At 45.4% G+C, this 11,603-nt stretch carries 7 protein-coding genes; all 7 read right to left on the bottom strand.

What is annotated here, in order from left to right; genetic code table 11:
* Nucleotides 1-189 precede the first annotated feature (189 nt).
* Nucleotides 190-2,379 carry a family 1 glycosylhydrolase gene (locus tag UYC_RS0133010; protein WP_016876662.1) on the bottom strand — a complete coding sequence of 730 codons (2,190 nt, stop codon included), beginning with the start codon at nucleotides 2,377-2,379 and terminating at the stop codon, nucleotides 190-192.
* Between the two features lie 153 nt (nucleotides 2,380-2,532).
* On the bottom strand, nucleotides 2,533-3,363 hold the full coding sequence (locus tag UYC_RS0133005) for an N-acyl homoserine lactonase family protein (protein WP_016876661.1): 831 nt from the start codon (nucleotides 3,361-3,363) through the stop codon (nucleotides 2,533-2,535).
* A gap of 142 nt (nucleotides 3,364-3,505) precedes the next feature.
* On the bottom strand, nucleotides 3,506-4,873 hold the full coding sequence (locus tag UYC_RS0133000) for a cytochrome P450 (protein WP_016876660.1): 1,368 nt from the start codon (nucleotides 4,871-4,873) through the stop codon (nucleotides 3,506-3,508).
* Nucleotides 4,874-5,213: 340 nt separating this feature from the next.
* Nucleotides 5,214-6,782, bottom strand: coding sequence for a c-type cytochrome (locus tag UYC_RS0132995; RefSeq protein WP_235083004.1), 1,569 nt, complete (start codon nucleotides 6,780-6,782; stop codon nucleotides 5,214-5,216).
* A 136-nt stretch (nucleotides 6,783-6,918) separates the two neighbouring features.
* A complete protein-coding gene (locus UYC_RS0132990) occupies nucleotides 6,919-8,382 on the bottom strand; it encodes a hypothetical protein (protein WP_016876658.1) in 1,464 nt (487 codons plus the stop codon).
* A 143-nt stretch (nucleotides 8,383-8,525) separates the two neighbouring features.
* Nucleotides 8,526-10,223 carry an alpha/beta fold hydrolase gene (locus UYC_RS0132985; RefSeq protein ID WP_016876656.1) on the bottom strand — a complete coding sequence of 566 codons (1,698 nt, stop codon included), beginning with the start codon at nucleotides 10,221-10,223 and terminating at the stop codon, nucleotides 8,526-8,528.
* A gap of 254 nt (nucleotides 10,224-10,477) precedes the next feature.
* Nucleotides 10,478-11,542: a DUF6765 family protein gene (locus tag UYC_RS0132980; RefSeq protein WP_016876655.1), complete on the bottom strand. Its 1,065-nt coding sequence runs from the start codon at nucleotides 11,540-11,542 to the stop codon at nucleotides 10,478-10,480.
* Nucleotides 11,543-11,603 lie beyond the last annotated feature (61 nt).

Raw genomic sequence — 11,603 nt, 5'->3', positions numbered from 1 at the left:
CGCGCTAGTAGTGGCGTGTCAAGGCTAAAATAGTGCATTACAGATTTCTTGTGGGATGGGCTTCTAGCCCGTCCGGTGCGGACAAGATGTCCACACCACAAGATTTATATTTATCCACTAAATTAGTCCGGTCACGCCAATAGTCTAACGCAGGAACGTGGAACATCATTCCCGGCGTCCCCACGTCTTTTACACACTCCGCTTTTGAATAATCTCCTTATATGCGATCGCTGCGGCAGTGGGCAGGCGTTTTAATTCTGGATCGTTGTCAAGGTCTACATGATACAATCCAAAATCACTTGCCGGGCCGAATTTCAGTCCCCACTCCCGGTTAGAGGTGGCACTCCAGCAGATATAACCTGCCACTTTCACGCCATCGTTATAAGCCCGTTGCACTTCCGCTAAGTGGCGGTGGATATACTCTTCTCGCTTCACACCATCTGCGATTTCAACACAACCATTCTCTACAATTAAAATTTCCTTGCCGGGGAACAGCTTGGCGTGAAACTTGAGCATATCATAAAGCACGCCAGACCAGACAGGCGCATTGTTGAAACGTCCAAAGGCTGCATCCATTAACTGCTTAACGCGGTTGATTCGCAAATTACTAATACCCCAGTAATAATCAAAACCGACAAAATCTTGCTGATCGACGCAATCTTTAGGACAGAGAAATTCCGGCAATTTCCCTGCCATGCCAAGATGCCACCAGTTACTAGTGAGGGAGGTTGACAGGATGCTAAAAATCTTTTGCAAGGGATCAAAGATGCTGACAATAGAGCGCAGTAATGGTAAACGTTCCGCAGTCTTGACAGGACGAAACTGAATTTTATTGCGATCGCCAAAAATTTCCTCTGCTACTGCCCGCGCTAAATCAATTTCTAAACCGCTAAACTCACCCGTCTTCGGATCGCGGTAACCAAATCCAGGTACGTTATCTTTCACGGCAACAATTAAATAACCCCTGTCTTGAATGCGACGCAACGGTGTTCCTGGTTCGGCAAGAGAGGCTTTGGTGACATTCTCTCTGCCGCTGATATCACCAAGAGTAGAACGTCGTCCCATCCGAGGTGGTTCTGGTAAAGGTTCATCAGGAAAGTAACGAGCAAAGCTTTCTGCCCAAGCACCAGATTCTTTGAAGCGCCGCACCGCTACATCTACAGCATTGAGCAAGAAGCGATCGCCTTTGACTACAGCAGCAGCGTAGGGTTCTTCTGTCAAGCGATGGTTTACAAATCGATACTGTTTCGGATGCTGCTGCATTATTCCTAACAAAATTGTGTCATCAGCTAAGATGGCAGCAATTTGGTCGTAATCTAGCGCTCTGAGGGCTTCTTCATAATCTGCTAGTACTACCACGTCTGTATTGGGAAGAAGTTCGTAGATATTGGCTTCGGCAGTACTGCTTTGTATAACTGCCACTTTTTTGCCAGCCACATCGCTCAATTCTTGAATCTGGCTCTGGGACTTCACGAGTAAGGTTTCGCCTGCCAGATAGTACACTTCGGAAAACGCCACTTGTTCTCCTCGCTCTGGGGTAGCAGTTAAAGTAGCGATAACTACGTCTACTTGCCCTTTTTCTAGCAAAGCTCGTTCTGTGAAACGCTTACCTTGATTAATAAAATCTTCTCTACTGCGAATCCGAGTCACGTTGAAATCAACTATCTTTTGCAGCCACAGAGGTAAACCCAACAACATCGGGTTTGCTCCGACTTGGGCGTCTGGGTTGAATTGCTTAATGATCGCTCTAGCTCTAGTGTGGGCTATAAATAAATTGCGCATCAAATCGCCCACTGCTGCCATCTGCTGTGACATAGAAGCACCGCGAGGTAAACCGGGAGGCATGAAATAAGCCCTTTCCCACCAAGGTTTGACGTAGCCGTAAATGAGTTGACTCGGTTCGTTAAAGGTAATCCAGTAGCGGACTAAATCGCCCAGACGTTTAGCTGCTTCTGTGGCGTAGCTGGCAAAAATAGCAGGAAACTCCTCAGCAGTTAAACCACCGCGCCCTTCCACGTGTAATGGATGGGTAAAGTGGTGCAAAGTGACAATTGGTTCCATCCCATAGGAACGGATAGTTTCAATGACTTGGCGGTAGTGCTCGAAGGCTGCATCGTCAAACTTCCCTGGCTCAGGTTCCACCCGCGACCAAGCAATCGAAAAGCGAAACGCTTTACAACCAAGAGATTTGGCAAGACCAATATCTTCAGCATAGCGGTTCCAAAAATCAGTTGCTTGACCTCGTGGTGTGAGAGCGCGGCGGCGTTCCCAAACATCGCGAATATCTTCAAAACGAGAATCGTAAGCTTCGCATTGGTGATCGGCAGAAGCAACGCCAAACAGAAATGATTCTGGTAGAGGTGAGTAGCGATCGCTCATGGAAATAACTCCTTTTAGATCTAAATTTGCAAATGTATAAAATGTATAAACAGTTAAACTAGACACTCATGTCATAAATCACACCACGAGGAAATGAAAATCTCTTTTCTCTAGCCCCTAGCCCCTAGCCCCTAGCCCCTATTTTCAAGCTAGTTAAACTGACACTATGCTTCGCTCTGCTAATCTTTGAGCAGCATCGGGGTCGTGACTGGGAAGATAGACTGTAGGAAATTCTTGGACGTATTGCAAAATTCGCTGCAAAGTTTGGCGAGAAGAATTTTCATCTTGGGCAACACCATCAACAATCTGCTCTAACATCAACTGTTGAGAGTAAGAGGCATCACCAGCAAAAAATAGCGATCGCCCATCAATTTGAACCAACACTGATAGATGCCCTGCTGTATGGCCATGTGTAGGAATTAAGCAGACATCCCCAGCCTTTGTGAGCGTAAAACTTTCAGGAAAAGGGCCAATTGGCTTGGGTTCAAAGTCTATCAGGCGAGGAGCTAGCCACTTAGGCCATTGATGGTTCAAATAGCCTTTTAGCTGTCCACTCCAACCACCGCTCACCTCGTACTCCCGACGAGAGACTATAATTTCTGCATTGGGAAAATACTCTAAACCACCGATGTGATCTGTGTGCATATGAGTGAGAATCACCCAACGAACATCTTCCGGTTTTATACCCAAGGCTTGCAACCTATTACCAACTTCATCTTCAGGTTGCAAACATGGCTTGATACTCCATTGAAAATAGGGGTTCCACCAAGGAAAATAGCCTGGTTCTAAAGTGCGTGCAGTTTCACCTGTATCGATTAATATAATTCCTTCCGGATGCTCGATCGCCCAACTGTAAATGGGTAAAGGTTCAGTCCAATTGCGATCGAGAATAGTATTGACTAAGCGCATGGCTCCATGACCTTTGCTATAGCACTGACAGGTTTTAATTGCAACAAGCCCACTCTTAACAGGATGAATTCGCATTTTTAAACCTTGATTTATGTTTTTACTTTCATACCGTTTCTTTGTGAAGCTGCGCCAAATTCTCTCTATAATCTCTTTTCTTTGCGTCCTTTGCGTCCTTTGTGGTTCGTTTTTCATTTCCTATCAGTCATCACAAGCTATTTCAGGGCGAATAAATGCCAAACCGCACCTTTAAACCATCACGGGGAGTTGGAAATAAATCGCGGTTAAATTCTAGATTTTGCGGCAACAGTTCCCAGGTATATCGACGTAGCAAATGCACCGCCATTACCTTAAGCAGTACTGTAATCATGTCTTCACCAGGGCAACGATGGCCGTCTTTCGCGCCGCCTCCTTGGGGTACATAGCTGTTTGGTGGCAAAGTCGCAAATTGTTCTGGAGCAAAGCGGCAGGGTTTAAAACTTTCTGGTTCGGAAAATACCTGTGGCATATGCATGGTAGTATGAATTCCTGCCACAGCACCCCATCCTTTAGGAATGCGGAAGTCTTTATACTCGCAGTCTGTCTTTACCTTGGCGAAAAAAGTAGCAGCGTTAATCGGATAAAAACGGCGAATCTCTTTAGTGATTTGCTCCAGGTATACCAGTTTTTGCAACTTTTCCATATTCAACGCACCATCAGCAGCGTATTGATTGACTTCTTGCCTAGCGCGTGCCATTATCTCCGGATGTTGGGCTAAGGTTAAGGACAGAAGAGTTAGCGCCACATAAAAGCCAGAGTAAGCTGCAAAAAATAGGTGCAATACTTCGCGGCGCAACTGATCTTCAGTTAGGGTGGAACCATCATCACCACGGGCTGCTAATAGCACTCCCAAAATATCTTGTTGAGGTTGCTCTTGGTGTTGAGCGATCGCGCGATCGAGATAACTGAGCAGCCAATCGCGGCTTTTGAGTGCTTTTCCGTAGCCATTAAAACCCAGATTAATCGGGACTGCGGAAAAACCTTTGATAAAAGTGTCCATGATTTTCCCTACAGCTTCACTTTCTGAACCAGGCGATCGCCCTACAAACAAAGCATTGCTCAAAGAAGCGCACATTTTGCGGTATTCATTTAACCAAGTAAAGCTGCCCAGCTTTTCCCAACGCTCTAGATAGTAAGCGGCGTTCTGTTCCATAACTGGAATATATTTGTCGAAAGCCTGCGGTGTAAACGCTTGGAGAATTAACCTTTTCCGGCGACGATGTTCTTCTCCATCTAACAAGGGCAGAGCATCCCAGTCCAATAATTCTCGAACTGGTTGCGGATTGCCATCCTCACGGGTAAAGTATTCCTGATTGAGAAAGAAAGTAAAAGCTTCCGGGCCGATAAAGACGATGACTGGTTTGCCAAATAGGTGAGTTTTAAAGACTGGGCCGTATTTTTTTAATCGCTGGCGGTAAAAGCTATGGATATCCCAAGCTAAAGCAATAGTTTCTCCTATTAAGGGCAAACCGAAGGAACCAGGCGGCAAGGGCTTATTCTTGATATTTGATTCAGTATCTTTACCTTGGAAATTTTTTTGAATTTGCATAATTTTTGTGTGAGTTATGTTGTTAGTAAATTATTAAAATTTCAACAAGCAATACAAATTCTCCATATTAGAAAAACTAACCATAAAGAACACAAAGAAAGAAATTGGTTCTTGCACTCCTACTAATAGCCTGGAGGCAAAGTCTCGAAACTTTTGTTACCAGGTTGAACATGGTAACGAGAAAAAAAACGAACTGGGGGATTTTTTTAACGAACCACAAAGAACACAAAGAACACAAAGAAAGAAAGTGGTACTCATTAAGTGCAAGTTCAAACCCCTCGTTACCAGGTTCAACCTGGTAACGAGAATACTAGAGCCTCTGGCTCTCTCAATTTATTTACTAAAGAGTTTTGAGATACTCCAACAAATCTTCTAAAGCAGCTTTATCCCAACCCGCGCCTTGATAAGGCCAAGGATAATCGTGTCCTTTATTAGAGTTACCTAAAGCATGGGTATCTAATTGATAGTAGGTTTTTTCGTTTGGCTCTGTTGGTGAAGCCAATCCTACATCAATCGGATCGTAAAGATTATCTCCGCGATAAAAAATCTCGCGCCTTGGTTTGAGATTAATCAACTCTGCCAGTGTCAGGACACTACCATTGTGCAAGTAGGGAGCGCGGGCAAAAACTGATTCTAGGGGAGCATTAATGAAACCTTTGGTATCTCCCATTGGCCCCGGTCTGAGGTTTTCCCGCTTTGGCTTCAAGGGATGATCTTCAGGAAAGTAAGTCTCCACAGCATCGGGCAGTTCTTGATAGTAACGATAGTTGAGTCTTTCGGAGTCGGTTTGAATTTCCGCGATCGCTGTAATCAAACCTTGAAGTTCTCCTTTAATCCAACTGTCATCTTTTGAGTTGCGATACCCGTGACAGGTGCTGCAATTTTGCATATATACAGCACGACCGTGTTCTACTTTCTGCGGATCTAGTTTTGCGTCTTTAAAGACTTCTGTATATTTTGGCCCCTTTAAATCTAACGTGTACTCAATCGCTTGGACAGCATTATGAGAAATTTCCGGCACCAGTAAGTTTTTTGGATTGGCTCCGGCTGCGATCGCGGCGAGAACGCTACGGCTGAGACGGTCTCGAACGCTACCATCATACTGTGCCCATTCGCGATTTTTCTGTTCGTATAAGGAAGGAAGTTTGGAAAACGACCGATCCGATGCACCTGGTCGATCCATGACAAAGCGCACTAATTCTCTAAAAGGTTGGGTGCGACCGGGGCCGTTGGGTTCTAGGTGCGGGTTTCTCAGGTCTTTGCCATTATAAGGCTCGTCCCACTTGGGCAGTGAAGCCGCTACCTCCCGTCTCGCTGTCGATAGCCAAAAGGCGATCGTGGCTTTATCTAAAATCCCTAATTGTTTGTCGTACTTGGACTCATAAGCCTGGGCAATGTTTGTGAGGGTAAGACGTTTGTCATCAAGCAGTGATGATTTAACTGCATCAACCCAAGCAAATAAATCTAAAGATGTACTGCCCATACCTGTGACTACAATCTCCTCATCTCCCTCAAACCTTCTGATATGAGATGAGTGACACAATACACAACTAAAGCCTACGAATTTTGTGGGTGAAGGCGATCCCGATTGTGGTTGATAATTGGACGCGTTAAAACCTACCGGAAGTCCTTCATTCTCTTTAGGTTTTCCTCTGATAAATCCAAATTGTTGAATCCAATCTCCTGCTTCCTTACCTGCGGGCTGAAATTTATCGGGGAATAAATCTGGCAGGATTTGAAACACTGGCAAAGGCATTAACTCAGTACCGATACTGCCGTGCAGAAATGCCTCTTTGGGAGTTCTAAATTCTGGCTTTACCCAAGTTGATTGTAGGAAGAAAAAACCAGCGATCGCTACCAGCAAGATCGTAATCAGGGAAATAGCACCAATTCTAAAGATTTTGAGCATATTGTTTTCTCGGCTATTGAAAATCCAGGCGTTGCGGAAATGAAGTATGAAATTTAAAACTCTTACTCTCTGCGGCTCTGCGACTCCGCGTGAGTTCATACTTTAAATCAGCAACGCCAAAATCAAAATCAAGCTGTTACTTTTTACCCCAAATTTGATCGTGCTGGGCTTGGCGGCGGAACAATTCTGGATCGTAGTATTGCTGGTAGTATTCCATTTCCAGATTCGAGAATTGCAGCCAGATCCCAGGAACGTAGAAGGCATCTATATGGGCGGGGAAGCGACCGTAAGTTTCCCAGATATAATTGCAGATATCTTTGGTATACTGAATCGCTTCTTTGGAGTGGGGTTCGGCGTTGCGTAGGAAAGCTTCACCACTGCTGCGATTTTTGTAAGAGCGGGTAAATACGTCCTTATCTCCATAGGCTCCTTGGCTGCCGAATTTGTCTTCGATCACCCGATCCACTGCTTCATCCATTGATTTCACGTAAGGCGGGCATAGTCCTTCCAGCACTCCATCAATACCTACGGGGTTAGTTTGAGGAGTGGGTAGTGGTGCCCACCGTTTTTTAGCAGGAGTGGGTTTTTCCATGCGGAATCCTAAACCATACCAATCCTTGGCTGGATTGCGTTCCAAAATGTAAGGCTGGAAGACTGAACCGTGTATCCAGCTACCAAGTCCCATTGCCTGACTGATGAGCATTAAATTCTGCAAGATGAAAAAACACTCGTAATCAGTACGCATTGTTTGAGCAAGTCCCAAGGGAACAACGTTGTTAGGATTGACAAAGCCTCCTTGGGCGCGATCGATGCCGCCGATGGGTTGATAGGGAATCCAAGGAACCAATCCTAAATGCATACCGATCCATGCTTTCCAATCTGCCCAGCTTTTCGGTCGAAACTTCTGCCAGTCATCCACAAACAAGGGTTTTTGTCCTTCCGGTTCAGACAGCAGGATGAGCAGAACATTAATATACTGGCGAGTACAATCGACGACTGGGAAAAAGACTGTTGTCCCTGGCAGGTTAGAAATTTGCTTGTTCCAGCCAAGGTAATAAGGATAGATCCGGGGGAAATCTAGACGGCGATCGCTAATTCGATGTTTGACAGATGCCGCTGCTTTGAGCCAGTGTTCCTCTGTCCAATCTTCCCATTTGGGAGGCAAATCGCCAAGGGCTGCTAAAGCTTCGCGTCCCTTGAGTTTCTTGATCAGCCAGATGCCTTCGTCATTAATCATGAAAAAGGATGTGGCTTGGGAATTATCTGCACTACTACCGGAACGAGCGACAATATTCAAAAAAGGAGTTCCTAGTTCTTTACCTCCTTCTGGCTTATGGAGCGGCCCGTCGTGAGTCGTAATTCCTGTCATCCCCGTGGCTACAATTAAAATCGCCTCTTCTAGAGGACTGAGGGGTTCGGGTTGATTCGGGCTGGTGTAGCTGAGTTCTCCTGCCGATATGCAAGCACCACGGGCTACTCTGCGGGTGCGGCGTTCTACAATTGCTTCCATTAATGGATAGCGAAATAGCTCCACCAAACCTGGATGTTTTGCGATCGTAGATGCTAGAGGTTCACTGATGAGTTGATTAATTTCGCTCATATAGTAGGGTGGGCATTGCCCGTCAAAGTAAATATTTGAGATATCGGTGAGCAATGCCCACCTTACAGAAAACCGCTTTACAAACAACAGCCGAAGATAGACTTCAAGCTGTTGGGCGTTTGTTTCGGAATCGAAAAGTAAAACTAGTTAAACTTTTCTAATTCCGCCAAAATGGTTGGAAAAACGTCTTTTGCTGCGTTTTTACCCATAAAACAGTCCATATGTGCATAATCGGGGATGACATGGCGCACGTACAAGTCTTTACCGTTTTTATCACACAATAGCTTATAAGTAATTTCCGAACCTTCAGGTAGGAAAAAGGCGTTATCTGCACCGTGAATAAATGCGATCGGTATAGCTAGCCGATTTAAATGAGGCAAGTAAATATCTTTACCATCTTTATCTACTATTTGCCCTCGACGCAAAATTAGAGAAATATGTCTGAAGAAAGTCATATTTGCCGGGCCGAATATCTCATGAATGGCGTCGTGAGTAGCTTCGTTGAGCTGGTCTATTTTGTAAACTTCTCCATACATGAACAAAATTCGACGGTCAACAGGATTGTTGTAGGGTTCTTTGGTGGGATAAAACCTCAAAACCATGTTATAAAGACGATCCTGCCAATCGGCATGGGTATCAAAATCAGGATTAAGAGTTTCTACCCCCAACACTGTTAGAAACGATGCCAAACGCAAACCAGCTCTGATTTCGTTGAGGGTTGCAGCTCTGGGATGGGTGGTGAGTTGAGAGCAAACTGCGGAACGTACTCCTTTGAGACCTGCTAGCATAGCCATCAAGAAAGACATTGAACCAACACAGTGCCCAACAACTTGGACTGTTTCTGCCCCAGTCAGAGTACGTACCTGTTCCACTGCTGCTGGCCAATCATAAAGGGCAATTTCATCAGTAGAGAACTGAGTAGTAGCAGATGGTAAATCGGCGCTAGCTCGATAATCAAACAGCCAGACATCATAGCCTTGAGCGTACAAGACTTCCGGTAGGTTTGTCTCAACGGTATCGATGGAAAATGCCAAGGTAGAAGTGCCAAAACCAGGTGCGAGCATAACTGGCCCTTTCGTTCCGCCTTGATAGCGAGTTAGTCGCAGTTGTACACCATCACTCGTATTAAAGAAATGAACTTGGGGAGCCGACATCCGCAGGGGACGCTTTTGGCGGGGTGGTGCATCTGGATCGAATACTTTTGAGGGGGCAAATATTCCACCGTAAATGTTGAACAAGACTCCAGCAAAAAAGCTACCAAAGCGAGCAGTTTCTTCCAACTGTTGCTTGAGACTGGTGGTATTGGTAACTTGCAATGTAGACATCTGCCGCAGAAAATCTGCTGGCTGGATATTTAAAATTCCCCGCCCTAGCACTGGAGCGTTGAGATTGTCACCATCATGGACAGTAATATACAGAGTTGTTGTGTCTGCCCATAAATCAAAGCCGGGATCGTTGTGTACAACTTTGAAGCCATCCAAGTAATAAACTTTACCATCGCTGGCTGTTATTGTCATGTGATAAAGCATGCGGCGGGTGTTCACCCGGTCTGGATCGATAATAAATAAGTTAAATTCGCCATTGGTGACTTTTAGAGGTTCAGGCGATAGAACGGGTGCGGTGACACTGCCAACGATTTTGGCTTTGTGGCTTTCATCGGTGAGCATCACCTCCAAATCGTCGGAGGTGACAGTAACAGTGAATTCAAACCGGGAGTTGTCTTGTTTACCTTGCTGGGCTGCACGTTGATAGTCGTCTTTGACTGCCGTGGAAAAGAAGCCGCGCATGGTTTCAGTGAACTGAATTCCCACTTTATTTTGTGTGGCTTGGGTTGTTGGCATTGAGCACCTCGATTATTAAAGAATGTTGGCTATGTTCTTTTAAGTAAGAAGGCAGAAGGCAGAAGGCAGGGGGCAGAAGGGAAAGAGGGGGAGAGTGGGAGATGAGGAGGGAAAAACTAACCACTGTACGGGCGGGTTTTGTCGATGATTTTTCGGTTGAAACAGACAATTTATCTTCTAAACCCGCCCCTACTAACCACTTGTACAGACGCGATTAATCGCGTCTCTACCTAATAACCAATGACTAACCACTATCAAGCAACGCAGATGCCATACCTGGGTAATAAGTCGTGGCTGATGTAGAAGTGATGTGCCTGCAAAGCGTCATGGAATAATTTCCAATCACTGGCTAAAAAGGTGGGATGATAGGAAAATATTTCGTTTCCCCGGTCAATAGTTTCTTCTGTGCCAAGGGCTAGAAATTTCCATGAATTTTTTCCTTTGGGGATATAAGTAACAATTTCTTTGCCAAAACTAAACTTACCCTCAGCGATCGCCTGCAACCACTTTTGGTGTCTGAGGCTACCACTGTTCTCTGTGATATTTTGTAGCAAGAGAGCGATCGCAGTCTGATCCGGTTGTGGCAATCCTGGAACAGTGGCATTGGGATCGCCTGCTATATACCGCTGCATCGCTTTACACATACAATCGGCCGCTTCTAAAAAGTCTTTGGGGTTGTCTCTGAAGATTTTCTCGCCCCGTCCGTTAGTGTAGCCCCAGCGTAAAAAAGGCTTGTCAGGATGGCTGAGGACTGCTCCATGCCCCAGAGGTAAGGCTTCACTGACAAAGTAATTTGTGAGGCGATCCATGAGACTGCGATCGGGTTTGCCATATTCGTCCACTAAGTTTCTAGCTTCGTTCACTCGATGGTTAACACCAGCAAAACCTTGATGCGCCCAAGTATCAACATAGACGTGCATTGTGATACCAAGGCGATGGAGAGCATAGGGAGTGTCTTGACGGAGAATACACTCTCTGACCATTTCTTGAGCGACATGGCTGTTGGGACGACAAATCAGCTTGTCAATAAATTTACCTGAAGGATCTTCTGTTGCAGGTAGCCCACCATTCCCTGGTAGAAAATGAAAGGGAATCCAGACGAGGTTATTTGCCAGTTCCCGAAAGTTGCGGTAGTCGAGCATTTTGTGGGCGGAACTGATGCGGCTAAATAATGCCCCATTATCAAAACGGATCACCCCGGCATTAGTGGCATCATCTACGTATTGAGCGCAATAAGCGATAATACTAGCAGCTTTATGTTCAAATCCAGCCAGTCGGGCGGCGACGTAAGTAACACCATGATGAAAGTCAATTTGCATATTTAGTCATTGGTCATTTGTCATTGGTTAGTGGTTAGTAGTTAGTTGTTAGTAGGGGCGG

The organism is Chlorogloeopsis fritschii PCC 6912 (genome assembly GCF_000317285.1).
Taxonomy (GTDB): domain Bacteria; phylum Cyanobacteriota; class Cyanobacteriia; order Cyanobacteriales; family Nostocaceae; genus Chlorogloeopsis; species Chlorogloeopsis fritschii.
The sequence above is the reverse complement of the archived record's forward strand: the minus strand, read 5'-3'. Positions and strand labels throughout refer to the sequence as shown.